This is a genomic window from Serratia sp. HNCC26DJ206, from assembly GCF_057180605.1.
Window position 1 is genome coordinate 67,967 of the sequence record NZ_JBXUGP010000027.1, and the last position, 24,674, is coordinate 92,640.

Consider the following 24,674-nt stretch of genomic DNA (forward strand, 5'->3'; position numbering starts at 1 on the left):
TAACCGAATGTTATAATATCACGTTCCTTGGTTGAAAACGACGGGATAACTCATGATGATTCAGAAAAATAAATGGTTACAGCGCGCATTGCTTGCCAGCGCACTGATGGTGGCAGGCCAGGCAACGGCGGCGGTAGTGACTTCGATTCGCCCATTGGGTTTTATCGCCTCAGCCATTGCCGATGGGGTAACGCCAACGGAAGTGTTGTTACCCGATGGCGCATCTCCCCATGATTTCGCCTTACGCCCGTCGGATATTCAACGCCTGCGCGATGCCGAACTGGTGGTGTGGGTCGGCCCGGATATGGAAGCCTTTCTGACCAAATCGCTGACGCAGGTTGCTGCCAATAAGCAGCTATCGATCAGTGAACTGGCCAGCGTGCAACCACTCTTGATGAAAGGCGACGACGATCACGAACATGAGCATGAAGCGAATGAAAGTGGCCATGACCATCATCATGGCGAATATAACATGCATCTCTGGCTGTCGCCGGACGTGGCGAAAGTGACAGCGATCGCGATTCACGACAGATTATTGGAACTTATGCCGCAAAAGAAGGACAAATTAGACGCAAACCTGCGCCAGTTCGAGGATCAGCTAGCGCAAACCGACAAAAATCTTGTTAAGATGCTCACGCCTGTGCAAGGTAGGGGATATTTTGTTTTTCATGATGCTTACGGCTACTTTGAAAAACACTTCGGCTTGAGCCCATTGGGCCATTTTACCGTCAACCCCGAGATTCAGCCTGGAGCGCAGCGCTTACATCAAATTCGAACACAGTTGGTTGAGCAGAAAGCAGTCTGTGTTTTTGCTGAACCACAATTCAGGCCGGCCGTAATCAATGCCGTTGCCAAGGGTACCAAGGTGCGTTCTGGAACGCTGGACCCGTTAGGCACCGGCATCGCACTGGGGAAAGACAGCTACGGGAATTTCCTGACAGCGCTGTCTAACCAGTACGTGAGCTGCCTGAAGTAAAGATCATGAGGATATTATTGAGTGCAGAAGATAGTCCGAACTATCGCTCTGGCGTATAACAACCTGCCTCGGCCCCACCGCGTCATGCTGGGGTCGTTGACCGTTGTCACCTTGGCCGTCGCCGTTTGGCGGCCTTCGGTTTATCACCCAGAACATACCCCAATCGTTAAAAATGTTGAATTAGAGTCCAATCAGGTACGCTCTCTGGCACCAGAGGCCAGTGAACCGATGGATGTTGAACAGCCAACCCCCGATGATGACATCCCGCAGGATGAACTGGACCAGAAGGTCGCCGGTGAGGAAGGTGTGCACGAGTATGTGGTTTCTACCGGCGATACGCTGGGCAGCATTCTGACCCAGTACGGTGTCGAAATGTCGGATGTGTCGCTGCTCTCTTCGCAAAACCGCGATCTGCGTAACCTGAAGATTGGTCAGCAACTGTCATGGACATTGAATGATAATGGAGATCTGCAGCGTCTGACCTGGGAGGTTTCGCGCCGTGAGACGCGTACCTACGAACGCGTGGGTAACAACTTCAAAGAATCTCAGGAAACCCAAAAGGGTGAATGGCGCAACAGCGTGCTGAGCGGCGAGTTGAACGGTAGCTTTGTCAGCAGCGCTTCTGCGGCCGGCCTCAACCGGGCGGAAATCAATGCGGTGACCAAGGCATTGCAATGGCAACTCGATTTCCGCAAGCTGCGCAAGGGCGATCAATTCGCCGTCTTGATGTCGCGCGAAGAGTTTGACGGCAAGAGCGAACAAAGCCAACTGCTGGGTGTGCGTATGCGCAGCGGCGGCAAAGACTACTATGCGATCCGCGCTGACGACGGTAAGTTCTACGATCGTCAGGGCTCCGGTCTGGCGCGTGGCTTTATGCGTTTCCCGACCATGAAACAGTTCCGCATTTCTTCCAACTTCAATCCGCGCCGCTTGAATCCGGTCACCGGGCGTGTGGCACCGCATAGAGGGGTCGATTTCTCGATGCCGGTTGGTACTCCGGTACTGGCCGTGGGCGACGGTGAAGTGGTGGCTGCCAAGTACGGCAGCGATACCGGTAACTATGTTGCTATCCGCCATGGTCGCCAATACACCACCCGTTATATGCACCTCAAGAAGGGGTTGGTTAAGCCAGGGCAAAAAGTTAAGCGTGGCGATCGCATTGGGCTTTCCGGTAACACCGGTCGCTCCACTGGCCCGCACTTGCATTATGAACTGTGGACTAACCAGCAGGCGGTGAACCCGGTGACGGCCAAACTGCCGCGTTCCGAAGGGCTGAGTGGTAAAGACCGCAGTGATTATCTGGCACAAGTGAAAGAAGTGGTGCCACAGTTGCAACTGGATTAACACTTTCTGCCACGTTTGATCCTACATCGGCCTGATTTCGGGCCGATGTTTTTATATTGGCGCCTGTTCGGTGTAAATTGCCTTCTGTAATGAGGGTTATGCCTAACGCGTTAAGTGAAGAGTTAGTACATGCAAAACGAAAAAAAATCGAACGTAGAGTTCATTCCACAATTCCAGAAAGCCTTCTTCCACCCGCGTTACTGGGGGGTGTGGTTGGGAACCGGATTGATGGCAGGGGTTTCTCTGATTCCGGCGCGCATGCGCGATCCGGTGTTGGGCGCTATCGGTAAACTGGCGGGGAAAGTGGCCAAAGGGGCCCGCCGCCGCGCGCGCATCAACCTGCTTTATTGCCTGCCTGAGGTGCCGGAAAACCAGCGTGAACACATTATTGATGAAATGTTCGCGACCGCCCCGCAGTCAATGATCCTGATGGCTGAACTGGCCTGTACCAAACCAGAAAAAGTACTTAAGCGCGTGCGTTGGCACGGTGAAGAAGTGCTGGATAAAATTCGTCAGGAAGGCCGTAACGTGATCTTCCTGGTGCCGCACGGTTGGGCGGTGGATGTGCCTGCCATGCTGATGGCTGCGCGTGGTCAGCCGATGGCCGCCATGTTCCATAATCAGAGCAATCCGCTGGTGGATTATCTGTGGAATACCGTGCGCCGCAAATTTGGTGGCCGTATGCACGCACGCAATGATGGCATCAAACCCTTTATCAGCTCGGTGCGTCAAGGGTACTGGGGGTACTATCTGCCGGATCAGGATCACGGTGCTGAGCACAGTGAGTTTGTCGATTTCTTTGCCACCTATAAAGCCACGCTGCCAGCCGTGGGGCGTTTGATGAAGGTGTGTCGTGCGGCGATTGTGCCGCTGTTCCCGGTGTATGACGGTAAAACCAGCATGCTGGATATCTATATTCGGGAGCCGATGGACGACTTGGCAGAAGCGGACGATAACCGTATTGCCCGCCGGATGAATGAAGAGGTTGAGAATCTGGTTGGCCCGAATCCGGAGCAATACACCTGGATCCTGAAATTGCTGAAAACGCGCAAAGAAGGGGAGATTGAACCTTACTCGCGCGACGATTTATATCGTTAAGTGTCAGCCTGGTTTTATTTGCTGAAAGCCGAATGGGAGGTACCGTTCGGCTTTTTTGTTACTGCAATTACAAATGAACCATACAGCCTTGCTGAATCAGAGGATCGATCACCTGAGGGTAGTGGTTAAAGTCATTCCAGCGTAAATCCAGCCGACGCAGATTTTTCATTTGCGCCATGCTTGATGGCAACTCGCTCAAGTGGTTAGCGCGCAGATCCAATGATACCAGCGAATCCAAAGCACCGAAGTCATCAGGCAGTTGTGCCAGCTTGTTGAAGCGCAGATTCAGCGTGGTTAGGCTAGGCAACTGGCAAAAGGCATCCGGCAAGCGCGAAACGGCATTGTTTTCCAGATCGAGCACCATAAGTTTGCTGAGTTGAGCGATTTCGTCGGGCAGTGTTTCGATACGGTTCTTCATCAGATGTAATTCACGCAACTGGCGCAACATGCCGATATCGGCCGGAATCATAGAGATTTGATTGTTATAAAGGCGAAGTTCCTGCAACGCGTTCAGTGAGAATACGGCAGCCGGTATCATCGCTAGTTGATTATCGGTCAGATTCAGATAGCGCAGCGCTTGCAACTGCCGCACCGAATCAGGCAAATCGCTGAACTTATTGTCGCTCAGATACAGATAGTGTAATCCGCATAACGCCCCTATCTCTGTAGGAACGAGCCGTGCCTGGTTATGGCCGAAATCAAACATCTTTAATTGGGTTAACAGCCCGATCTCCGCTGGCAGTTGGGTGATTTTATTGCAGGAAATGTTCAGCACCTGCAAATGGCGATGGCGGAAGATCTGCTCTGGAAAGGTTGTCAGGCAATTATTATACAGGCTGATTTTTTGCAGAGCGGTTCCTGAGAGGCTCTCATCATTGAGCTTTTCCAACCGCTGACCATCCAGGTCCAGCACTTCAGGGTTTTCTGGCAGTGGTTGCGGATGATGTTGATGCAGCATGAAAGAACTCCGAAGGCTGTAGGGTATTTGGCGAGCAAGAAAACAAAAGGCCAGTCAGAGCTAACCGACTGGCCTTGAAACATCTGGCGTAATTATTCTACGCGCAGGATGCGGGTGGTATTGGTGGTGCCAACGGTACTCATGACGTCACCTTGGGTAACGAGCACCAGATCGCCGGACACCAGGAAGCCTTTGTCACGTAAGCGAGTGATCGCGTCGTTAGCGGCGGCTACGCCATCACTGTGGCTGCCGAAATACACTGGCGTAACGCCACGGTATAGAGCGGTCAGGTTCAGCGTGTGTTCATGGCGTGACATGGCGAAGATCGGCAGGCCGGAGCTGATACGTGACATCATCAGCGCGGTGCGGCCAGATTCGGTCATGGCGATGATGGCGGTAACCCCTTTCAGGTGGTTAGCCGCATACATGGTCGACATGGCAATGGCTTCTTCGACGTTATCGAACTGCACATCCAGACGGTGCTTGGAAACGTTGATGCTTGGGATTTTTTCAGCACCCAGGCAGACACGCGCCATCGCGGCGACGGTTTCGGCAGGATACTGACCAGCCGCGGTTTCGGCAGACAGCATCACCGCATCGGTACCATCCAGCACGGCGTTTGCCACGTCCATGACTTCGGCGCGGGTTGGCATCGGGTTGGTGATCATCGACTCCATCATCTGGGTCGCGGTGATCACCGCGCGGTTCAGCGTACGGGCCCGGCGGATCAGTTTCTTCTGGATACCGACCAGTTCCGGATCGCCGATTTCCACCCCCAAATCACCACGGGCAACCATCACCACGTCGGAAGCCAGAATGATATCGTCCATGGCTTCGTCACTGGCCACCGCTTCGGCACGTTCGACTTTCGAAACGATTTTGGCGTTACAGCCCGCATCGCGCGCCAGGCGGCGAGCGTAGTTCAGGTCTTCGCCGGTGCGTGGGAAGGAGACAGCCAGATAGTCGACGCCAATTTTGGCGGCGGTAATAATATCGGCCTTGTCTTTCTCGGTCAGGGCTTCAGCCGACAGGCCACCGCCCAGTTTGTTGATGCCTTTATTGTTTGACAGTGGGCCACCGACGGTGACTTCGGTGAACACTTTCATGCCCTGAACTTCGAGAATCTTCAGTTGTACGCGGCCATCATCCAGCAGCAGGATATCGCCCGGTACCACGTCGGCAGGCAGGCCTTTATAGTCGATACCGACTTTTTCTTTATCACCTTCGCCTAGCGACAGGTTGGCATCAAGCAGGAATTTGTCGCCGACGTTAAGGAAGATTTTGCCTTCCTTAAAGGTGGAAACACGAATTTTTGGCCCTTGAAGATCGCCTAAAATAGCGACATGACGCCCCAATTTAGCAGCAATCTCGCGCACTTTATTCGCACGAGCCTGGTGGTCTTCTGCGCTGCCATGGGAAAAGTTAAGCCGAACTACGTTCGCACCGGCAGCAATGATCTTTTCCAGATTATTGTCGCGGTCGGTAGCCGGACCTAGTGTGGTAACGATTTTGGTTCTTCTGAGCCGTCTGGACATGTATTACTCCGTTGACTGGTAAAGCAAATATTGGCGTTGCTAAATGTTAGGATAACGAAACCGGATGAGAACAGCTACTTTAGCGGGCAGATGTTTCACACAGGTTATCCTTATGAGTGTAAAAACACGGTACAACTTTAAATTCCGCCGTTTAAATCATTGCCCTGAACAGCGGTTTTCAAATCCGTTATGAATCAAAACTGTTGGGAATGACGACGTCCTTATCAAAGCGCGATTCTTTTAATGCTTCCTTGACCCGCTTCAAGTTATCTCTGAATTTAGCCCCGCGGCGCAAGGTAAATCCGGTTGCCAGCACGTCGATGAGCGTTAACTGAGCAATCCGTGACACCATGGGCATATAAACATCGGTATCTTCCGGCACATCGAGCAGCAGGGCGAGGGTAGCCTCTTTGGCCAGCGGAGTATCGTGTGACGTGATAGCGATGACCGTTGCGTCGTTTTCACGCGCCAGATGCGCCATTTCCACCAGATTTTTGGTGCGCCCGGTATGGGAGATCAGTACCACTACGTCGCCTTCCGTCGAGTTCATGCAGCTCATGCGCTGCATGACGATATCGTCGAAATACACCACCGGGATATTGAAGCGGAAAAACTTGTTCATCGCGTCGTGCGCGACGGCGGCCGATGCGCCCAAACCGAAGAAAGAGATTTTTTTTGCCTGGGTCAGCAGATCAACCGCACGATTAATCGCGGCAATATCGAGATTTGCCTTTACTGTATCCAGGCTGGCCATCACGGATTCAAAGATTTTATGGGTGTAGGCATCGACGCTGTCATTTTCTTCCACGTTACGGTTTACGTAGGGCGTGCCATTGGCCAAGCTTTGTGCCAGATGCAGTTTAAAATCCGGGAACCCTTTGGTATCAAGACGGCGACAGAAACGGTTAACGGTAGGTTCACTGACATCGGCCATTTTGGCCAGCCGGGCGATGCTTGAGTGAATGGCGGTTTGTGGGGAGGCTAGGATCACCTCGGCGACTTTCCTTTCAGATTTGCTCAGGATTTCCAGATGGCTCTGGATTTTTTCCAGCGTATTCATATAACGAGAGTCACTCATAGGGTTTGTCGATTTCATTCAAAGGAGAAATCAATGTCAGTTTGGTGAAAATATACTACGTGCCGGTAAGCGTTGGCAGTGTCGACCAGGGATAAGCGGGTTTTTTTCATCAGAACATGACCTGTGTCTAACTTTCATAATGGTAAAAGATCGTCAAAAAAGACAGAAAATTACAGTTTCTCCTGCTGCCAGCGGCCTTCGCGCTATGCCGGGGTTAACACCGCAGTTTATGGGGCTTTTTTTCTGCTTTTGATCTGGGTTTACTGGCCGTAGTCAAAGAGAGTACATTAGTAATGTAAGAAAATTACAAATATCCTGCAACGAGGAGATGAACATGGCGGTAACCTCTACAGCCCAGGCATGCGACCTGGTTATTTTCGGCGCGAAAGGCGATTTGGCGCGTCGTAAACTGCTGCCTTCCCTGTACCAATTAGAGAAAGCCGGTCACATCCACCCGGATACCCGTATTATCGGTGTCGGCCGTGCCGAGTGGGATAAAGAAGCTTATACCAAGGTGGTCAAGGAAGCGCTTGGCACCTTTATGAAAGAAGAATTGAACGATGAGTTGTGGGCCACGCTGAGCGCTCGCCTGGATTTTTGCAATCTGGACGTGAATGACAGCAAACATTTCGCCAACCTGGGCAAAATGCTGGACCAGAAACATCGCACCACCATTAACTATTTTGCCATGCCGCCAAGCACCTTTGGTGCCATCTGCAAAGGGCTGGGCGAAGCCAAGCTGAACAAAGAGCCTGCGCGCGTGGTGATGGAGAAACCGCTGGGTACCGATCTGGCCTCTTCACGGGTGATCAACGATCAGGTGGCGGAATATTTCAACGAATGTCAGGTCTACCGTATCGACCATTATCTGGGTAAAGAAACGGTACTGAACCTGTTGGCGCTGCGTTTTGCCAACTCCCTGTTTGCGTCAAACTGGGATAACCGCACCATCGACCACGTGCAGATCACGGTGGCAGAAGAGGTGGGGATTGAAGGGCGCTGGGGCTATTTCGATCAGGCCGGGCAGATGCGCGACATGATCCAGAACCACCTGCTGCAGATCCTGACCATGATTGCCATGTCACCGCCGGCGGATTTAACCACTGATCGCATTCGTGACGAGAAAGTGAAAGTGCTGCGCTCGCTGCGCCGTATCAATCAGACCAATGTGCGTGAAACCACCGTGCGCGGTCAGTACACGGCCGGTTTTGTGCAGGGCAAAAAAGTACCGGGCTATCTGGAAGAGGAAGGTGCCAACAAGAGCAGCAACACCGAAACCTTCGTCTCCATCCGTGTGGATATCGACAACTGGCAATGGGCCGGTGTGCCGTTCTATCTGCGTACCGGTAAGCGCTTGCCCACCAAATGCTCGGAAGTGGTGGTGTACTTCAAGAACCCGCCGCTGAACCTGTTCCGTGACTCGTACCAGCAGTTGCCGCAGAACAAACTGACTATTCGCCTGCAACCGGATGAAGGGATCGAAATTCAGGTGCTGAATAAAGTGCCGGGTCTGGACCACAAACACCGCCTGCAAACCACCAAGCTGGATCTGAGCTTCTCAGAAACCTTCAACCAGGAACACGTGGCGGATGCCTACGAGCGCCTGCTGCTGGAAACCATGCGCGGTATCCAGGCGCTGTTCGTGCGCCGTGATGAGGTGGAAGAAGCCTGGAAATGGGTGGATTCCATCATGGATGCGTGGAAAGCGGACAACGAAGCCCCTAAACCTTATCAGTCCGGTACCTGGGGCCCGGTGGCCTCCGTGGCGATGATCACCCGCGATGGCCGTTCCTGGAACGAGTTCGAGTAAAGTCTTTGCCGGCAGCGGGTCTGCCGGTTTTTTTACCCGCTTCAGGCGGGCTAGCGGTACGGTCGGAATCCGCAGTGATGCGGAGCCCTGTGGCAGGGGCGTGCCATACACAAACCGAAAGTAGTGGAGATAACGACGATGAAAAACTGGAAAACCAGCGCAGAACAGATCCTGACGGCAGGCCCAGTCGTTCCGGTTATTGTAATCAACAAACTGGAACATGCGGTGCCGCTGGCTAAAGCGCTGGTTGCGGGTGGTGTGCGCGTACTGGAAGTGACGCTGCGTACCGCCTGCGCAATGGAGGCAATCCGTGCGATCGCCAAAGAAGTCCCGGACGCCATTATCGGTGCGGGAACGGTGATTAACACACAGCAGTTGCACGAAGTAACCGAAGCCGGTGCGCAGTTTGCTATCAGCCCAGGCTTGACCGATAGCCTGCTGAAGGCCGCGACCGCAGGCACTATTCCGTTGATCCCAGGCATCAGTACGGTTTCTGAACTGATGCTGGGTATGGATCACGGCCTGCGCGAGTTCAAGTTCTTCCCGGCAGAAGCCAATGGCGGCGTTAAAGCGTTGCAGGCGATCGGCGGCCCATTCCCGCAGATCCGTTTCTGCCCGACCGGTGGGATCACCCCAAACAACTACCGTGACTACCTGGCACTGAAGAGCGTGCTGTGCATCGGTGGTTCCTGGTTGGTGCCTGCCGATGCGCTGGAAAAAGGTGACTACGCCCGCATTACCGAATTGGCGCGTGAAGCCGTCAAAGGTGCTAGCGCCTAAGCTCGTTTTTCAGGCTGCTAACCTCTGCAAAGCTCGGTGCCATACCGGGCTTTTTTAATTTTTAAAAACATTAACATTCTTATTTTTAAACCGTTTTTCACTGCATGTTGTGAAAACGGCGGTTTGCTTTATCATTTTTGCTGTGGTAAAACTAAGGCAGTTGAAAATATTACATTCATGAGGATATTGGGCAAATCGCACGGTGTGCGGCTGAAGATAGAGAATAATTATGATGAAACTTAATGGAATCACCCTCAGAACTTCTCCTTGCCAGCTTTTCCTTTCTGCCATCCTTGCCAGTGAGCATCACTGGTGCAGCGAGCTATAGCGTCTTTCTCCCTTAACCGGTGCTGATGACAGGTTTTACTCCTGCTCATTTGGCGTAACCGGACCAATGTTCTTACAGCATTCGGGTAGGTTTATCCCCAGGGATCTCTGCATCTCAAGCGCCGCCGTGCGCCTGTTTGACGAGATAAATCGGGATAAATACGCCTTAGCGTGCGTTATTCGCCGTTTGGGAGAAAAATGATGATTTATTGGATATTTTTAGGCTTTGCCATCGTTGCTGAAATTATCGGTACCCTGTCCATGAAGTACGCCAGCGTCAGCGGGGGTATGACCGGGCATATCGTGATGTATGTGATGATTACCGGTTCCTATGTGATGCTGTCGTTAGCGGTAAAACGCGTGGCGCTGGGCGTGGCTTATGCGTTGTGGGAAGGGGTCGGCATTCTGTTTATTACCCTGTTCAGCGTGATGCTGTTTGATGAACCGATTTCTGCGCTGAAAGTGCTGGGGTTAGTGACATTGATAGCCGGGATCCTGCTGGTGAAATCTGGCACCCGCAAAGCACGAAAACAGGTCAGCCCTCGAGGTGATAACCATGCAACAGCTTGAGTGGTATCACATAGGGTTCCTGGCATTGGCCATCGTGCTTGAGATTATCGCTAACATCTTTCTGAAAATGTCAGACGGTTTTAGTAAAGTTTGGCTGGGGCTGTTATCACTGCTGACAGTACTAGGGGCGTTCAGTGCGCTGGCGCAGGCGGTTAAGGGGATCGATCTGTCGGTGGCTTATGCGCTGTGGGGTGGTTTCGGTATCGCCGCCACGATCGCCGCAGGCTGGATCTTGTTCGGGCAGCGCTTAAATACTAAAGGCTGGATTGGCCTGGTGTTGCTGCTGGTAGGTATGGTGATGATCAAACTGGCCTGAAACAGAAAACCGCAGGTTTGTCGCCTGCGGTGAGGTTGATGACAAAGTGGTTTTTAAGCCCGAGATACTCGGGCCTAGCGCACCGAGGGGCTATGATGGGACACATCCTTGTGTCCCACCCTGCGGGCCGACTTAACGTCGTTCAAATTTGCTCCCGGCAAATTTGTCGGCGGCTTACGCCGCTACGACCCCTTCGGCACGCTCTCCCTAATATCTGGCTTTGTCAGCTGTCTGACCGCAGGTTTGTCGCCTGCGGTTTTCTTTTACAGTGCCGCGATAATCTTGATTTCGACTTTGAATTTCGGATTCATCAGCTTGGCCTGCACGGTGCAGCGCACCGGCGCGCTGCCAGCCACCACCCAGGCATCCCAGGCGGCATTCATGGCGGCAAAGTCATCGCCGTCAGCCAGGAAGATGGTCGCATCTAATACCCGGCTCTTGTCCGACCCCACGCGAGTCAGCAAGATATCAATCGCCGCCAGCGCGTTGGCGGTTTGTGCCGTGGCGTCCTCATCGAGGTTTTCCGGCACGCTGGTGTAATAAATGGTGTCATTGTGGATCACGGCTTCAGACCAGCGATGTGCTGGATCAATACGTTCGATATTCATTCAATTATCTCCCTATCATCAACCGCATAAGGGTAACATAGCCATCGCAGGATGTGTGCTGCAATAAAGTCGACGGTAGCAGCTTAGCAGGCTTGCAAGTACCCAAAGTACTTGGAGTTGTAGCTAGGCGGCAAGGGCGTGAGTCCCCAGGAGCATAGATAACTATGTGACTGGGGTGAACACCCGCAGCCAACAACGCTGCAACTTCAAGTAATAAGGGTATAATCACCGCTGAATAATACCGACAGAGAGATAGCGTGGCAGACGATTTCGCACCAGAAGGCGCCTTGGCGCAGGCAATTAAAGGTTTCAAACCCCGTGAACCGCAGCGCTTGATGGCCGAAGCGGTGACAGAAGCGATCAATTTCAAACAAGAACTGGTGGTGGAAGCGGGCACTGGTACCGGCAAAACCTATGCCTATCTGGCTCCGGCGTTGCGATCCAAACGCAAGGTGATTATTTCCACCGGCTCCAAAGCCTTGCAGGATCAGCTCTATGCGCGCGATCTTCCTACCGTTGCCAAAGCATTAAAATATAAAGGCAAGTTGGCGCTGCTGAAAGGGCGTTCCAACTACCTGTGCCTGGAACGACTCGAACAGCAGTCGATGGCCGGTGGTGAGTTGGCGGGGCAAACGCTGGTGGATCTGGTACGTTTGCGCAGTTGGTCGTCACAAACGGAAGAAGGGGACATCAGCTCCTGTAGCGACGTGGCGGAAGACAGCTTTGTCTGGCCGCTAGTGACCAGCACCAACGACAACTGCTTAGGCAGCGATTGCCCGCTGTATAAAGAGTGCTTTGTGGTCAAGGCGCGCCGCCGTGCGATGGATGCTGATGTCGTGGTGGTGAACCACCATCTGTTCTTGGCGGATATGGTGGTCAAAGAGGGCGGTTTTGCCGAACTGATCCCGGAAGCGGACGTGATGATTTTCGACGAAGCGCATCAGATCCCGGATATCGCCAGCCAGTATTTCGGCAAGCAACTCACCAGCCGCCAACTGCTGGACTTGGCGAAAGATATCACCATCGCTTACCGCACCAAAGTGCGTGACACGGCGCAGTTGCAAAAAAGTGCCGATCGCCTCAGCCAAAGCACCCAGGATTTTCGCCTGGCGCTGGGGGAACCGGGTTTTCGCGGTAATCTGCGCGAAGTGCTGGCACAACCGAACGTTCAGCGTGCGCTGGTGTTGCTCGATGACGCATTGGAACTCTGTTACGACGTGGTCAAACTTTCCCTAGGTCGTTCGGCGTTGCTGGATGCCGCGTTTGAGCGCGCGACGCAGTATCGTACCCGGCTCAAACGGCTGAAAGAGGTCAACGAACCAGGATTCAGCTACTGGTATGAATGTAATTCGCGCCATTTTGTGTTGGCGCTGACGCCGTTGACGGTGGCCGAACGTTTTCGTGAAATGCTCGACGAGAAGCCGGGCAGCTGGATCTTTACCTCGGCAACGCTGTCGGTTAACGAGCAGATGGGCCATTTCACCGAGCGTCTGGGGTTGAATAAAGCCAAGACGCTGCTGCTAGCCAGCCCGTTTGATTATGCTAATCAAGCGTTGCTGTGCGTGCCGCGTTTCCTGCCTTCACCCAATCAGCCCGGCGGTGCCCGCCAATTGGCGCGTATGCTGCGGCCTTTGATCGAAGCCAATCAGGGGCGCTGTTTCTTCCTTTGCACCTCACACCAGATGATGCGCGAACTGGCAGAGGAATTCCGTGCCACGCTGACGTTGCCGGTGCTGTTGCAAGGGGAAACCAGTAAGGGCCAGCTGTTGGCGCAGTTTGTTGAAGCGGGCAATGCGCTATTGGTGGCCACCAGCAGCTTCTGGGAAGGGGTGGACGTACGGGGTGATGCGCTTTCCTGTGTGATTATCGATAAACTGCCGTTTACCTCGCCTGACGATCCGCTGCTGAAAGCGCGCATTGAAGATTGCCGCCTGCGCGGTGGCGATCCGTTTAACGATGTGCAGCTACCGGATGCGGTGATTACCTTGAAACAGGGCGTTGGCCGCTTGATCCGCGATACCGATGATCGTGGCGTGCTGGTGATTTGTGACAACCGTTTGGTGATGCGTCCCTATGGCGAGGTGTTCCTCAACAGCTTGCCGCCGACACCGCGTACCCGCGATCTGGCACAGGCAATCGCCTTTCTCAAGGCGAAATGCTAGCGGATAGGCGCGACTTCAGGGCTGTGCTACAATGCGCGCCCTGTATGAAACCACTGACTTTTCCCGCCTGAGGTTTGGCATGTCCACGCGAATTTTAGCGATCGATACGGCGACGGAAGCATGTTCTGTCGCTATCTGGAATCAAGGCGAAATCCACGCCCTGTTCGAACTGTGTCCACGCGAACACACTCAGCGTATTTTACCCTTAGTGCAACAGGTGCTGGCCGAAGCCGGATTGACCCTGTCTCAGCTTGATGCGCTGGCCTTTGGCCGTGGGCCGGGCAGCTTTACCGGTGTGCGTATCGGCATTGGTATCGCCCAAGGGTTGGCGCTGGGTGCCGATCTCCCCATGCTCGGGATCTCTACCTTGCAAACCATGGCGCAAGGCGCTTGGCGTATGACCGGTGCACAGCGCGTGCTGGCGGCGATCGACGCACGCATGGGCGAAGTTTACTGGGGCCAGTTCGAGCGTCAGCATGATGGTCGCTGGTTGGAGAGCGAAGGTGAAGCGGTGCTGTCGCCGCCGCAGGCGCTGGAGCGTGCCCAACGCTTGCAGGGCAACTGGGCCTATGCTGGCACCGGCTGGCAAACCTACCCGGACCTGGTTGCTGGCACCTCTCTCAAGCTGACTGATGGGCAAATGCTGTTGCCGCAGGCCGAAGACATGTTGCCATTGGCGTTGCAAGTCTGGCAGCAGGGGCTGGCGGTGAGCGTCGAAAACGCTGAACCCACCTATCTACGCAATGAAGTCACCTGGAAGAAACTGCCGGGGCGCGAATAATTGCACTATTATTATAGTGTTGTCATTGATGTCGGAAATACGCCCGCCTGCAACTTGCGCTAAGGAATGCGGTCAAAGTTACAGCCAATTCAGGAGATTGCGACGATGCTGACCCGCACTTTGAGTAAAAAAAGATTAACTCTGGCGATTGCCAGTAGTGTGTTGGCGCTCTCCGGCTGTGTCACTATTCCAGAAGCTATTCAGGGAACGAGTGCTACGCCGGTGGATCAACTGTCGTCGGTGCAAAATGCGCCACACCTGTTTACCGGTGCTGAAGCGCGTTTTGGCGGTACGGTAGTCGCCATGACCAACGAACGTGGCCGTACGGTGCTAGAGATCGCTGCGGTGCCGCTGGATGCCGGTGCACGTCCTATTCTGGGGGAACCTTCACAAGGGCGGTTGCTGGCTTCGGTTAACGGCTTCCTTGACCCGGTCGATTTCAATCAGCAGTTGATCACGGTGGTGGGGCCGATTACCGGTGTCCGTGAAGGCAAAATCGGCATGACGCCATATCGCTTTGTCACCATGAATGCCACCGGTTTCAAGCGTTGGCGCATTGCTCAGCAGATTGTGATGCCACCGCAACCGATGGGGCCATGGGGCCCCTGGGGGCCGCGTCATGACCCTTGGGGACCCGGTTGGGGAGGAGGGCCTGGCTGGTATAATCCTGGCCCAGCCCGGGTACAGAACTTGGTTGTTCCCTGAGTTTAGTCATTCTGATAGGCGGCTTGATAGCCGCCTTGTTCTTTTCTGTGCAAGTGTGCATTAGCAATTAGTGACCTACATCGCAACCTGAGTATTGTTTAAAACTCAAACTGGTACGCTGAGTTAAAATATTGTTAAAGCTTGGCCGTGAGTTGGGGGGCTGCGATGATAATTAGCAAAAATTTCAGGAGTAATAGCTTGGATAAGGTCTGGTTAAAACGTTACCCGGCAGATGTTCCGGCAGAGATTGATGCCGATCACTACACATCTCTGATCGAAGTATTTGAAAATGCGGCCTTACGTTATGCGGATCAGCCCGCTTTTATCAACATGGGGGAGGTGATGACCTTCCGCAAGTTGGAGGAGCGCAGCCGGGCATTTGCTGCTTATCTGCAAAATGAACTGGGGCTGAAGAAGGGCGATCGTGTCGCGCTGATGATGCCAAACCTGCTGCAATATCCGATCGCCCTGTTTGGTATTTTACGTGCTGGCATGGTGGTGGTGAACGTCAACCCGCTGTATACCCCGCGTGAACTGGAGCATCAGTTGAACGATAGCGGTGCCAGCGCCATTGTGATTGTTTCCAACTTTGCTCATACGCTGGAAAAAGTGGTGTTCAAAACCCAGGTGAAACACGTGATTTTGACGCGCATGGGCGATCAGCTCTCTGCGGCCAAAGGCACGCTGGTGAACTTTGTGGTGAAATACATTAAGCGTTTGGTGCCGAAATACCATCTGCCGGACGCCATCTCTTTCCGCAGTGCATTACAGCGTGGCCGTCGTTTGCAATATGTCAAACCGGATGTCGTCAATACCGATCTGGCTTTTCTGCAATATACCGGAGGCACGACCGGTGTGGCTAAAGGCGCCATGCTGACTCACCGTAATATGCAGGCTAACCTGGCTCAGGCGAAAGCAGCCTATGTTCCTTTGCTGCGTGACGGGCAGGAACTGGTGGTGACGGCGCTGCCGCTGTATCACATCTTTGCCTTGACGGTGAACTGCTTGCTGTTTGTGGAACTGGGAGGGCGCAGCCTGCTGATCACCAACCCGCGTGATATTCCGGGAATGGTGAAGGAATTGGCGAAATACCCGTTCACCGCCATGACCGGTGTGAACACATTATTCAATGCGTTGCTGAATAATGAAGACTTCCAGAAACTCGATTTTTCCACGCTGCGGCTGTCGGTAGGCGGCGGCATGTCGGTGCAGAAAGCGGTGGCAGAGCGGTGGCAGAAACTGACTGGCAAACACTTGCTTGAGGGCTACGGCCTGACCGAATGCTCTCCGCTGGTATCAGGCAATCCGCACGATCTGAAGCATTATAGTGGTAGTATTGGTCTGCCGGTGCCTTCCACGGATATTCGTTTAGTGGATGATGATGGCAAAGATGTTCCTGCTGGTAAACCCGGTGAACTGTGGGTCAAAGGCCCGCAAGTTATGTTAGGCTATTGGCAGCGGCCGGATGCAACAGATGAAGTGTTGAAAGATGGCTGGCTCGCGACCGGAGATGTCGTTACAGTAGATGATGAAGGTTTTATTCGCATTGTCGATCGTAAGAAAGATATGATCCTGGTTTCCGGATTTAACGTTTATCCGAACGAAATCGAAGATGTGGTCAGCCAGCATCCGAAAGTCCTTGAGTGTGCGGCGATCGGTGTGCCGAGCGGGGCTTCTGGTGAAGCCGTGAAGATTTGCGTAGTGAAGAAAGACGCCTCACTGACCAGTGAAGAGTTGCTAACCCACTGCCGCCGGCATCTCACCGGGTATAAAGTGCCAAAAATTGTTGAGTTCCGTGACGAATTGCCGAAGTCGAACGTTGGCAAAATTTTGCGCCGGGAACTGCGTGACGAGCAAAAAAAGCCGAAAGCAGCTGATGCTGCCTAGGTGATGTCGTTGCAACTCCTTATTAACAACGCCGGTTTATGCCGGCGTTGTTGTGTTTGAATCATGAAATGCCCACTTCCTTTGTGCAGGATAGCGGGTAAACGATAAAGAGAATGACGTTTTGAATTATCAGTTGATCACTACCGACGCTGGCTTACAGCAGGTCTGCGAGCAGGCAAGAAACCATGCCCAGATTGCGCTGGACACCGAGTTCGTAAGAACGCGTACCTATTATCCGCAGTTAGGCCTGATCCAGTTATACGATGGTGAACAACTCTCCCTGATTGATCCACTGCCCATCAAGCAATGGCAGCCGTTTATCGATCTGCTGGCTGATACCGGCGTAGTGAAGTTCCTGCATGCCGGCAGTGAAGACCTGGAAGTCTTCCTCAATGCCTTCAAGACGCTGCCGACACCGATGATTGATACCCAGATCCTGGCGGCGTTTAGCGGCCATGCGCTGTCTTGTGGTTTTGCCAAGCTGGTAATGGAGTATATGCAGGTCGATCTGGATAAAAGCGAATCCCGTACCGACTGGCTGGCGCGACCATTGACGGAGCGTCAGTGTATTTATGCTGCTGCCGATGTGTTCTACCTGCTGCCGATGGCCAAGCAACTGGTACAGGAAACCGAAGAGGCGGGTTGCACCGCCGCTGCACACAGTGAATGTTTATTGCTATGCCAGCGCCGTAGTGAAACGTTAGCACCAGAATTGGCATACCGCGAGATCACCAACGCCTGGCAATTGCGGCCGCGTCAGTTAGGCTGCTTGCAGAAACTGGCTGAATGGCGCTTGCGCCAGGCCCGTGAACGCGATCTGGCGGTGAACTTTGTGGTACGCGAAGAGAATCTGTGGGCCGTTGCCCGCTATATGCCAGCGTCGCTGGGGGAACTTGATGCACTTGGGCTGAGTGGGCCGGAGATTCGTTATCATGGCAAAACGCTGATTGCTTTGGTGGCAGAAGCTAACGCGCTTGATGAGTCAGCATTGCCGGAACCGATAACTAATCTGATCGATCAGCCGGGTTACAAGAAAGTCTTCAAGGAAATCAAAGCAGTTATAACCGAAGTGAGTGAAAAGAGCGGGTTAAGCAGCGAACTGCTGGCCTCACGTCGGCAGATTAACCAATTGCTAAATTGGCATTGGAAACTGAAGGGTAACGAGAGTCAGCCCGAATTAATCAGTGGTTGGCGTGGTGATTTATTGGCTGCACCCTTGCAGGATATCTTGAAGAATTATTAACCGTTAGCCAGAAAAATGGGGCAGAGTAAGCCTGGCTGTTCCATTTTTTTGCAGAAATAACATGGTCGAAAAGTTTAACAACCGCTAAAAATAATCCCTTCAGATTAATTGTGAATTATCTCGACACAAAAACGATCGTTATTCGCGTTGCTTACCTTATTGCATGTATATATATACAGTTACCCCCTGCATAAAATAGACAGGGGGTAACTAATGCGCTGCAATCATTTAGGCGTTTCTTCCGATTCCGGTAGCGTCACGTTCAGTTCAAGTACCGAAATATCGTCCCCTTTATGCTCGAACTGCACATGCAGCATTTCAGGATCGATTTGAATGTATTTACAAATTACCGCTAGAATGTCGCGTTTTAAATCAGGCAGATAGTGGGGCTCGCTATCCCCACGACGACGTTCTGCGACGATAATTTGCAGCCGTTCCTTGGCTACACTGGCTGTTGATTTTTTGCGGGACAGAAAGAAGTCTAACAAAGCCATGGTTTATCCCCCAAAAAGGCGTTTCAGGAAGCCCTTTTTCTCTTCTTCGATGAAGCGGAATGGGCGTTCTTCTCCTAACAGACGGTGAACGGTATCGTCATAGGCCTTACCGGCGTCTGACTCATTATCAAGGATAACAGGTTCACCCTGATTGGAGGCACGTAATACGGACTGATCTTCCGGAATGACGCCAACCAGCGGAATACGCAGGATCTCCAGCACGTCTTCCATACTCAGCATGTCGCCACGGCTGACGCGGCCCGGGTTGTAGCGGGTCAGCAGCAGATGCTCTTTGATTGGTGGTTCCCCTTTCTCGGCACGGCGTGATTTGGAGGCCAGAATGCCAAGGATACGGTCGGAGTCACGTACTGAGGACACTTCCGGGTTGGTGGTGATGATGGCTTCATCGGCGAAATACAGCGCCATCAGCGCGCCGGTTTCGATGCCAGCCGGGGAGTCACAGACCACAAATTCAAATCCCATCTCGTCGAGATCGTTGAGGATTTTCTCAACGCCTTCGAAGGTCAGCGCATCTTTATCACGCGTTTGCGAAGCGGGCAGGATGTAGAGGTTCTCGGTGCGTTTGTCTTTGATTAACGCCTGGTTCAGCGTGGCATCACCCTGAATCACGTTAACAAAATCATAAACTACCCGGCGTTCACAGCCCATGATCAGGTCAAGATTGCGCAGACCGATATCGAAGTCGATCACCACGGTTTTCTTGCCTTTTTGGGCTAAGCCGGTAGCAATGGCCGCGCTTGATGTGGTCTTGCCAACGCCCCCTTTACCCGATGTAACAACAATAATGCGTGCCATGAAATGGATTCCTTGTCAAAAGGGCTTAATTTAAAGGTTGTATGGTTAAAGCGTTATCCAACAGGCTGAGCCGCGCTGCCTGCCCGAAGAAGTCGGACGGGATCTGATCGCTCAACCAATACTGCCCTGCGATAGAGACTAGCTCAGCACCCAGGTGCGTACAAAAAATCTGGCACTGAGCATCGCCGGAGGCACCAGCCAGTGCACGGCCACGCATCGTGCCGTAAACATGAATGTTGCCGTCGGCAATCAATTCTGCACCAGCGCTGACGCTGCTGGTGACGATCAAATCACTGTTGCGGGCATAAATTTGTTGGCCGGAACGGACAGGAGCACTGATGATACGCGTTTTGGCGGGGGTATTTTCTGGCACCGGCGCGGCGACAGGAGCGGCCATTTTCTGGCCTTTACCTTCATTCAGTAACGGCAAACCGGCACGGGCGATCGCCCGTTTTTGCCGCTCGTCTTTGCAACCACTGATACCGACCACACGTAAACCCGCAGCAGTGACAGCCTGTTGAATTTCTTTCCAGTTTGCATCGCCGTTTAGCATTGCAACATTGATCACAACAGGGGCATTTTTAAGAAAAGCCGGAGCTTGCTCCACCTTTTCCTGCAATGCCTGACGTATTACCTCGGGTTCCGAATTATACAAATGAACAACCGATAGGGTAAAACTGCTGCCTTTTAGCTCAATTGGCGATTGTGACATCTATCCTGACTCAGTCTCAGCAACGTTAAATCCCCGGAATACCACTCGGGGTGCGATATTCCGAAGTACTATAAGCATGTTATAGTCAGAGTTATATCCAGGCAAGACGCTGCCTCAATTAAATAGAGTTAAAAAAATGCTTTGTGTGATCTATAGAAGCTCTAAACGTGATCAAACTTATCTTTATGTCGAAAAAAAAGACGATTTCTCTCGAGTGCCGGAAGAACTGATGAAAAGCTTTGGTACGCCTCAGTTCTCGATGATGCTTTCACTTGACGGGCGCAAGAAATTGGCCTCGGCAGATATTGAAACGGTGAAAGAAGCGTTGAAACAGGATGGGTTTTATCTGCAGTTTCCGCCACCGGTGGAAAACTTATTAAACCTGCATCTGTCTGACAGCAAGAAATAACCCTCACGGGTTTTCAGCGCGGAGTTAAACGCCGTTTTTTTGAATATTCTGATTCAGCTTGCGGGTCACCAAAGTTAGGGAAGGTCATGATGAAGTTATCGACAGCGTCGATAGTATTAACCGCGCTGATCCTCGGTGGCTGCGTTAGGCAGATTGTCGCTGCCCCACTGCCTGCGCAGCAGCAAGCGGCTACATCAGCGCAGGACAGCACGCTGGCAAAAAACGGACGCGATCCGGCTGAGTTCCCGTCTTATCTTGAACAGTTGAAACATCAAGCGCTGGCGCAAGGCATTAGCCAGACCACGGTCGACAGCGCTTTTGCCAACGCACATTTTGTTGATCGGGTGGTCACCGCCGATCGCAATCAGTTGGAAAAGAAAATCACGCTGGACGATTATCTGAAGCGCGTATTACCGGCCTGGAAAATCCAGCGCGGGCGTGAAATGGCTCAGCAATATCAACCACAGTTGGCACGAGCGGCCACGCGTTATGGTGTGCCGGAGCGCTATATTGTTGCGTTGTGGGGCATGGAAAGTGGTTTTGGTAAGATACAGGGGAAGGAAGATGTCATTTCAGCCCTGGCGACCTTGGCGTTTGAAGGGCGGCGCGAGGCGTTTTTCAGCAAGCAGTTGATGGCGGCACTGCGTATTATTGAACAAGGGCATATCAATCCTGATGAACTGAAAGGCTCGTGGGCGGGGGCGATGGGGCAGTGTCAGTTTATGCCGACGTCGTTCCTGACTTATGCCGTGGACGGTGATGGCGATGGCCGTATTGATATCTGGAATAATCTTGATGATATCTTTGCCTCCACGGCCAATTATCTGGCGACAGAGGGCTGGAGGCCGGGCGTTGACTGGGGCCGCGAGGTGAAGTTGCCCGCAGGATTCAACATCGATAGCCTGGGGTTGCAAGATGCACAGGCGCATCCTGTGAATCAATGGGCCGAACGTGGCGTTATGCTGCCGGATGGTTCCGCGTTGCCATCCTCCCGTTTACGCAGTTGGGTGATTGCGCCGGATGATCTACAAGGGCGGGCATTCCTGGTTTATGATAATTTTCGTACCCTCATGCACTGGAATCGTTCGTACTATTTCGCGATCAGTGTGGGGATGATGGCCGACGGCATCGGGCAGTGATGCCGATGTTATAAAGGGGGATCAGGAGTGATGCCCCGTTCGAAAATGGGCTTGTAGGCTAAGCCCCTACATGTGGTTGGGAGAGGTGGTATGTATCAACATAGAGACTGGCAAGGTGCGTTGCTCGATTTCCCGGTAAGTAAAGTGGTCTGTGTTGGCAGCAACTATGCCGATCATATTAAGGAAATGGGCAGTGCGACATCGCCTGAACCCGTGGTATTTATCAAACCGGAAACGGCGCTGTGTGATATTCGTCAGCCAGTAGCGATCCCCAAAGGTTTGGGCTCGGTGCACCACGAAGTCGAGTTGGCGGTACTGATCGGTACTCCGTTGAAACAGGCCAATGAAGATCGCGTGGCGCGCGCTATCGCCGGATACGGTGTAGCGCTGGACTTGACCCTGCGTGAGTTGCAGGCCGGATTCAAAAAGGCCGGGCAACCGTGGGAGAAAGCCAAGGGTTTTGATGGTTCTTGCCCGATCTCCGGCTTTATTCCGGTGGCTGAGTTTGGCGATCCGCAAAATGCCGAACTGTCGTTGAGCGTCAATGACCAACTGCGTCAGCAGGGTAATACCCGCGATATGATCACCCCGATTTTACCGCTGATCGCTTACATGAGCCGTTTCTTCACACTGCGTGCGGGTGACATCATTCTTACCGGAACCCCTCAGGGCGTCGGGCCAATGGTTTCCGGCGACATGCTGAAAATCTCTCTCAATGGCAAAGCACTCAGCACCCGCGTGATTTAATTTCTTGCTGCCTGCAAGGTGAATTGTGGCGTTGCAGGCAGAATCAGCTCGACAGCAGTAGGGAGGGGGAGCTGAAACTGCCTGCTTATTTCCTTTTGCGTTGAGTGTCTATATAGTGCCCTCCTTGAAACCTGTACGCAGGTGCTCTGTTCATTTACCTATTTTGGATGTAGATATGTCACAACTCCCTTTTTGGCAACAGAAAACGCTGGATGAAATGTCTGAAGCAGAGTGGGAATCGCTGTGCGACGGTTGTGGCCAATGCTGCATGAATAAGCTGATCGACGAAGATACCGACGAAATATATTTCACCAACGTTGCCTGCGATCAGCTCAATATTAAATCCTGCCAGTGTAGCCACTACGAGCGTAGGTTTGAGCTGGAAGAGGATTGCATCAAGCTGACACGTGAAAACCTCACCACGTTCGACTGGCTGCCGCCAACCTGTGCTTATCGCCTGATTGGTGAAGGTAAACCGCTATTCTCCTGGCACCCGCTGATCAGCGGTTCTAAGGCGGCGATGCACGGTGAACGCATTACGGTGCGCCATATCGCGGTACGCGAAAGCGAAGTGGTGGATTGGCAGGATCACATCTTAAATAAGCCAAGCTGGGCCAGGTAATCACTGACAGGTCAGTTTTCCCCAGCATCGGTAATTATGGCGCAAGCTAGATCAGCGGTTGGTTAAGCAGCGTTTCCAATACTTTCAGTGGAGCATTCTGCGGTGTTTTCATCGCCTTCACCGGCAGCAGGAAGGTCTGTTCCAGCATAAATTGCCCCGCCATGGCAGCGTGCGGTGTCTGATCGGAAAAGCAAATCCAACTGCTGCCTGGTGGGAATTCAATCGCCTGCTGTGGCCCATTCTTCTGGTATTCCATATCGGCTTTCATCGCATCATGCATTTGTAGCATCAAATGATCATAATGGCTGCGACGGGTTTTAGTAATGCCGACTTTATTCTGCAACCAACTGATAAAGGGCGAATAACGCCCGAGCCGAGGCAGAAAGCGCTGCGCCAACTCTGGGAACGGTTCACCGACACGCCAGAGGCGGTTCTCACCATGGGGATTGATATTGGTGAAAATCCGTAGAATACGTTCACCGTAATTAGGGCGCGAAGGGAAGGCATCGACATGAAGACGAGTGTCATCTTTACGCCATGAATTGCTGGCTTTCCAGGCAGAAATAGGGTGCAGGCGTAGGCTGTTGGTTGGCGTATGCAGCGTATGACGATATTCAGGCAATACCGAAATAACCAACTCCTGGCAGGCCCGATGATGGCGAGCCAGCAATTTCTGCACGGCTTCACGCTTGTCTTCAACTACCACGCCTGTCAATTTCTGTTGCTCTGGCTGATAGCTGATATTTTTGCGTTTAGGATCGACCAAATCGGGGGTCAGTAAGGTTTTCTCAGCGTCGGTCAGATTAAAGGCCAGATGGGGGAAAAACAGTACCTTTCCTTGCTCAAGAGCGGCGACGGCGTCAATAGAGGAAGGAGAAGTGGCACTCCAATCCCGATAGGGGAGCTGTATAATGGCAGCTTCCTGATTCATTTTAATGTCTGGCATTTTTTTCCCTTACGAAAGTACCGTGCCTTTCTCACGGGTTTATCTGTCCAAAAGACAGAGTCTGGCTTGATGACTGCATAGCCTAACGGGTTGGTTGGAGCACGGCATTATATTTTACCTATGATAGATGTTTATAAACATACCCGTTATACCAGATTAAACAAAGAGTAAATAATGCTATAAATAAATACTATAGGGTTAATCTGATGGTGAGTTATGAGCCTTACTTATTAGTTTTTATCTTAACCGGTTGCGTAAAAATATATCTGCAATGAATAAACTGGGGGCTGTTTATACGACTAAACACTAAATATATACATTTTTGAAACATACTCCGACGGACAAATGTATCGCGGAAAAACAGACCTCTACTCAAGCACAACTTAATGTTATGTAAATTACACCCTAAATCCTTTGTCTAAGCTTCTTTTTGAGTTCAATGTTAGGTAGTTTGTCGGCTACTCCCGCCCAGTAATGAGAATTTAATGATGAAGATGGCACGTCTGTTTGCCGTGGCAGGGGCACTGATTGTGCTCGTTTACTTCTTGACACACACGTGATGTGAGGGGATTTCTGAAGTTATAGACAATTCATTAAAAATGGCGCCAGAG

24 protein-coding genes are annotated in these 24,674 nt (G+C 52.4%); 16 read left to right on the forward strand and 8 right to left on the reverse strand.

Features of this window, described 5'->3' with window-relative positions:
- Positions 1–55 precede the first annotated feature (55 nt).
- From znuA to lpxM, 3 genes are all read left to right on the forward strand, one after another.
- Positions 56–976: a zinc ABC transporter substrate-binding protein ZnuA gene (znuA, locus tag AC2A1E_RS18080; RefSeq protein WP_484384915.1), complete on the forward strand. Its 921-nt coding sequence runs from the start codon at positions 56–58 to the stop codon at positions 974–976.
- Between the two features lie 21 nt (positions 977–997).
- Positions 998–2,320: a murein DD-endopeptidase MepM gene (gene mepM / locus AC2A1E_RS18085; protein WP_459402509.1), complete on the forward strand. Its 1,323-nt coding sequence runs from the start codon at positions 998–1,000 to the stop codon at positions 2,318–2,320.
- 129 nt (positions 2,321–2,449) lie between these two features.
- Positions 2,450–3,418, forward strand: coding sequence for a lauroyl-Kdo(2)-lipid IV(A) myristoyltransferase (gene lpxM, locus AC2A1E_RS18090; protein ID WP_484384898.1), 969 nt, complete (start codon positions 2,450–2,452; stop codon positions 3,416–3,418).
- Positions 3,419–3,485: 67 nt separating this feature from the next.
- Here the strand turns inward: lpxM and AC2A1E_RS18095 are convergent, their stop codons facing one another.
- The 3 genes from AC2A1E_RS18095 to AC2A1E_RS18105 all read right to left on the reverse strand — a co-directional run bounded on the left by AC2A1E_RS18095 (position 3,486) and on the right by AC2A1E_RS18105 (position 7,007).
- Positions 3,486–4,376, reverse strand: a complete 891-nt coding sequence (locus AC2A1E_RS18095; RefSeq protein ID WP_484384899.1) for a leucine-rich repeat domain-containing protein — start codon at positions 4,374–4,376, stop codon at positions 3,486–3,488.
- Positions 4,377–4,468: 92 nt separating this feature from the next.
- Positions 4,469–5,911, reverse strand: coding sequence for a pyruvate kinase (gene pyk / locus AC2A1E_RS18100; RefSeq protein WP_459402512.1), 1,443 nt, complete (start codon positions 5,909–5,911; stop codon positions 4,469–4,471).
- Between the two features lie 187 nt (positions 5,912–6,098).
- A complete protein-coding gene (locus tag AC2A1E_RS18105; RefSeq protein ID WP_484384900.1) occupies positions 6,099–7,007 on the reverse strand; it encodes a MurR/RpiR family transcriptional regulator in 909 nt (302 codons plus the stop codon).
- 316 nt (positions 7,008–7,323) lie between these two features.
- Here AC2A1E_RS18105 and zwf point away from each other — a divergent pair, with 316 nt between their 5' ends.
- The 4 genes from zwf to mdtI all read left to right on the forward strand — a co-directional run bounded on the left by zwf (position 7,324) and on the right by mdtI (position 10,792).
- Positions 7,324–8,799: a glucose-6-phosphate dehydrogenase gene (gene zwf / locus AC2A1E_RS18110; protein ID WP_459402514.1), complete on the forward strand. Its 1,476-nt coding sequence runs from the start codon at positions 7,324–7,326 to the stop codon at positions 8,797–8,799.
- 138 nt (positions 8,800–8,937) lie between these two features.
- Positions 8,938–9,579 carry a bifunctional 4-hydroxy-2-oxoglutarate aldolase/2-dehydro-3-deoxy-phosphogluconate aldolase gene (locus tag AC2A1E_RS18115; protein ID WP_484384901.1) on the forward strand — a complete coding sequence of 214 codons (642 nt, stop codon included), beginning with the start codon at positions 8,938–8,940 and terminating at the stop codon, positions 9,577–9,579.
- Between the two features lie 528 nt (positions 9,580–10,107).
- Positions 10,108–10,476, forward strand: a complete 369-nt coding sequence (gene mdtJ, locus AC2A1E_RS18120; RefSeq protein WP_484384916.1) for a multidrug/spermidine efflux SMR transporter subunit MdtJ — start codon at positions 10,108–10,110, stop codon at positions 10,474–10,476.
- Positions 10,463–10,792 carry a multidrug/spermidine efflux SMR transporter subunit MdtI gene (gene mdtI, locus AC2A1E_RS18125; protein WP_473187352.1) on the forward strand — a complete coding sequence of 110 codons (330 nt, stop codon included), beginning with the start codon at positions 10,463–10,465 and terminating at the stop codon, positions 10,790–10,792. Before mdtJ ends, mdtI begins: the two co-directional genes overlap by 14 nt.
- A gap of 263 nt (positions 10,793–11,055) precedes the next feature.
- Here the strand turns inward: mdtI and AC2A1E_RS18130 are convergent, their stop codons facing one another.
- Positions 11,056–11,400, reverse strand: a complete 345-nt coding sequence (locus tag AC2A1E_RS18130) for a RidA family protein (RefSeq protein WP_473187351.1) — start codon at positions 11,398–11,400, stop codon at positions 11,056–11,058.
- A gap of 257 nt (positions 11,401–11,657) precedes the next feature.
- Here AC2A1E_RS18130 and yoaA point away from each other — a divergent pair, with 257 nt between their 5' ends.
- The 5 genes from yoaA to rnd all read left to right on the forward strand — a co-directional run bounded on the left by yoaA (position 11,658) and on the right by rnd (position 18,178).
- Positions 11,658–13,562 (forward strand): DNA repair helicase YoaA, encoded by a 1,905-nt coding sequence (gene yoaA, locus AC2A1E_RS18135; RefSeq protein ID WP_484384902.1) that lies wholly within the window; start codon positions 11,658–11,660, stop codon positions 13,560–13,562.
- 79 nt (positions 13,563–13,641) lie between these two features.
- On the forward strand, positions 13,642–14,343 hold the full coding sequence (gene tsaB, locus AC2A1E_RS18140; RefSeq protein WP_484384903.1) for a tRNA (adenosine(37)-N6)-threonylcarbamoyltransferase complex dimerization subunit type 1 TsaB: 702 nt from the start codon (positions 13,642–13,644) through the stop codon (positions 14,341–14,343).
- Positions 14,344–14,448: 105 nt separating this feature from the next.
- A complete protein-coding gene (locus tag AC2A1E_RS18145; protein WP_459402520.1) occupies positions 14,449–15,048 on the forward strand; it encodes a Slp family lipoprotein in 600 nt (199 codons plus the stop codon).
- Positions 15,049–15,246: 198 nt separating this feature from the next.
- On the forward strand, positions 15,247–16,935 hold the full coding sequence (gene fadD, locus AC2A1E_RS18150; RefSeq protein WP_484384904.1) for a long-chain-fatty-acid--CoA ligase FadD: 1,689 nt from the start codon (positions 15,247–15,249) through the stop codon (positions 16,933–16,935).
- A 121-nt stretch (positions 16,936–17,056) separates the two neighbouring features.
- A complete protein-coding gene (rnd, locus tag AC2A1E_RS18155; RefSeq protein ID WP_484384905.1) occupies positions 17,057–18,178 on the forward strand; it encodes a ribonuclease D in 1,122 nt (373 codons plus the stop codon).
- Between the two features lie 224 nt (positions 18,179–18,402).
- Here the strand turns inward: rnd and minE are convergent, their stop codons facing one another.
- The 3 genes from minE to minC are packed head-to-tail and all read right to left on the reverse strand — an operon-like array spanning position 18,403 to position 20,200.
- On the reverse strand, positions 18,403–18,672 hold the full coding sequence (minE, locus tag AC2A1E_RS18160) for a cell division topological specificity factor MinE (RefSeq protein ID WP_459402523.1): 270 nt from the start codon (positions 18,670–18,672) through the stop codon (positions 18,403–18,405).
- Between the two features lie 3 nt (positions 18,673–18,675).
- Positions 18,676–19,488, reverse strand: a complete 813-nt coding sequence (minD, locus tag AC2A1E_RS18165) for a septum site-determining protein MinD (protein ID WP_459402524.1) — start codon at positions 19,486–19,488, stop codon at positions 18,676–18,678.
- Positions 19,489–19,513: 25 nt separating this feature from the next.
- The gene (gene minC / locus AC2A1E_RS18170) at positions 19,514–20,200 is read right to left on the reverse strand and encodes a septum site-determining protein MinC (RefSeq protein WP_484384906.1); all 687 of its coding nucleotides are present in this window, start codon (positions 20,198–20,200) and stop codon (positions 19,514–19,516) included.
- A gap of 136 nt (positions 20,201–20,336) precedes the next feature.
- Between minC and AC2A1E_RS18175 the strand changes: the two genes are divergently transcribed.
- The 4 genes from AC2A1E_RS18175 to AC2A1E_RS18190 all read left to right on the forward strand — a co-directional run bounded on the left by AC2A1E_RS18175 (position 20,337) and on the right by AC2A1E_RS18190 (position 23,117).
- Positions 20,337–20,609: a YcgL domain-containing protein gene (locus AC2A1E_RS18175; protein ID WP_459402526.1), complete on the forward strand. Its 273-nt coding sequence runs from the start codon at positions 20,337–20,339 to the stop codon at positions 20,607–20,609.
- Positions 20,610–20,698: 89 nt separating this feature from the next.
- The gene (locus AC2A1E_RS18180; RefSeq protein ID WP_484384917.1) at positions 20,699–21,748 is read left to right on the forward strand and encodes a lytic murein transglycosylase; all 1,050 of its coding nucleotides are present in this window, start codon (positions 20,699–20,701) and stop codon (positions 21,746–21,748) included.
- Between the two features lie 90 nt (positions 21,749–21,838).
- On the forward strand, positions 21,839–22,495 hold the full coding sequence (locus tag AC2A1E_RS18185; protein ID WP_484384907.1) for a fumarylacetoacetate hydrolase family protein: 657 nt from the start codon (positions 21,839–21,841) through the stop codon (positions 22,493–22,495).
- Positions 22,496–22,670: 175 nt separating this feature from the next.
- Positions 22,671–23,117, forward strand: coding sequence for a YcgN family cysteine cluster protein (locus tag AC2A1E_RS18190; protein ID WP_484384908.1), 447 nt, complete (start codon positions 22,671–22,673; stop codon positions 23,115–23,117).
- Between the two features lie 46 nt (positions 23,118–23,163).
- On the opposite strand, the gene kdoO is transcribed toward AC2A1E_RS18190, so the two are convergent.
- Positions 23,164–24,063 (reverse strand): Kdo hydroxylase KdoO, encoded by a 900-nt coding sequence (gene kdoO / locus AC2A1E_RS18195; protein ID WP_484384909.1) that lies wholly within the window; start codon positions 24,061–24,063, stop codon positions 23,164–23,166.
- Positions 24,064–24,674: the final 611 nt, after the last annotated feature.

Excerpts from the sequence above, each read along its gene's own strand:
- kdoO (WP_484384909.1), bottom strand. The coding sequence starts at position 24,063 with ATGCCAGACATTAAAATGAATCAGGAAGCTGCCATTATACAGCTCCCC.
- AC2A1E_RS18145 (WP_459402520.1), top strand. The coding sequence starts at position 14,449 with ATGCTGACCCGCACTTTGAGTAAAAAAAGATTAACTCTGGCGATTGCC.
- zwf (WP_459402514.1), top strand. The coding sequence starts at position 7,324 with ATGGCGGTAACCTCTACAGCCCAGGCATGCGACCTGGTTATTTTCGGC.
- AC2A1E_RS18115 (WP_484384901.1), top strand. The coding sequence starts at position 8,938 with ATGAAAAACTGGAAAACCAGCGCAGAACAGATCCTGACGGCAGGCCCA.
- AC2A1E_RS18175 (WP_459402526.1), top strand. The coding sequence starts at position 20,337 with ATGCTTTGTGTGATCTATAGAAGCTCTAAACGTGATCAAACTTATCTT.
- AC2A1E_RS18095 (WP_484384899.1), bottom strand. The coding sequence starts at position 4,376 with ATGCTGCATCAACATCATCCGCAACCACTGCCAGAAAACCCTGAAGTG.
- pyk (WP_459402512.1), bottom strand. The coding sequence starts at position 5,911 with ATGTCCAGACGGCTCAGAAGAACCAAAATCGTTACCACACTAGGTCCG.
- mdtI (WP_473187352.1), top strand. The coding sequence starts at position 10,463 with ATGCAACAGCTTGAGTGGTATCACATAGGGTTCCTGGCATTGGCCATC.
- minE (WP_459402523.1), bottom strand. The coding sequence starts at position 18,672 with ATGGCTTTGTTAGACTTCTTTCTGTCCCGCAAAAAATCAACAGCCAGT.
- AC2A1E_RS18130 (WP_473187351.1), bottom strand. The coding sequence starts at position 11,400 with ATGAATATCGAACGTATTGATCCAGCACATCGCTGGTCTGAAGCCGTG.
- AC2A1E_RS18185 (WP_484384907.1), top strand. The coding sequence starts at position 21,839 with ATGTATCAACATAGAGACTGGCAAGGTGCGTTGCTCGATTTCCCGGTA.
- AC2A1E_RS18180 (WP_484384917.1), top strand. The coding sequence starts at position 20,699 with ATGAAGTTATCGACAGCGTCGATAGTATTAACCGCGCTGATCCTCGGT.
- tsaB (WP_484384903.1), top strand. The coding sequence starts at position 13,642 with ATGTCCACGCGAATTTTAGCGATCGATACGGCGACGGAAGCATGTTCT.
- minD (WP_459402524.1), bottom strand. The coding sequence starts at position 19,488 with ATGGCACGCATTATTGTTGTTACATCGGGTAAAGGGGGCGTTGGCAAG.
- lpxM (WP_484384898.1), top strand. The coding sequence starts at position 2,450 with ATGCAAAACGAAAAAAAATCGAACGTAGAGTTCATTCCACAATTCCAG.
- AC2A1E_RS18190 (WP_484384908.1), top strand. The coding sequence starts at position 22,671 with ATGTCACAACTCCCTTTTTGGCAACAGAAAACGCTGGATGAAATGTCT.
- AC2A1E_RS18105 (WP_484384900.1), bottom strand. The coding sequence starts at position 7,007 with ATGAAATCGACAAACCCTATGAGTGACTCTCGTTATATGAATACGCTG.
- mdtJ (WP_484384916.1), top strand. The coding sequence starts at position 10,108 with ATGATTTATTGGATATTTTTAGGCTTTGCCATCGTTGCTGAAATTATC.
- znuA (WP_484384915.1), top strand. The coding sequence starts at position 56 with ATGATTCAGAAAAATAAATGGTTACAGCGCGCATTGCTTGCCAGCGCA.
- minC (WP_484384906.1), bottom strand. The coding sequence starts at position 20,200 with ATGTCACAATCGCCAATTGAGCTAAAAGGCAGCAGTTTTACCCTATCG.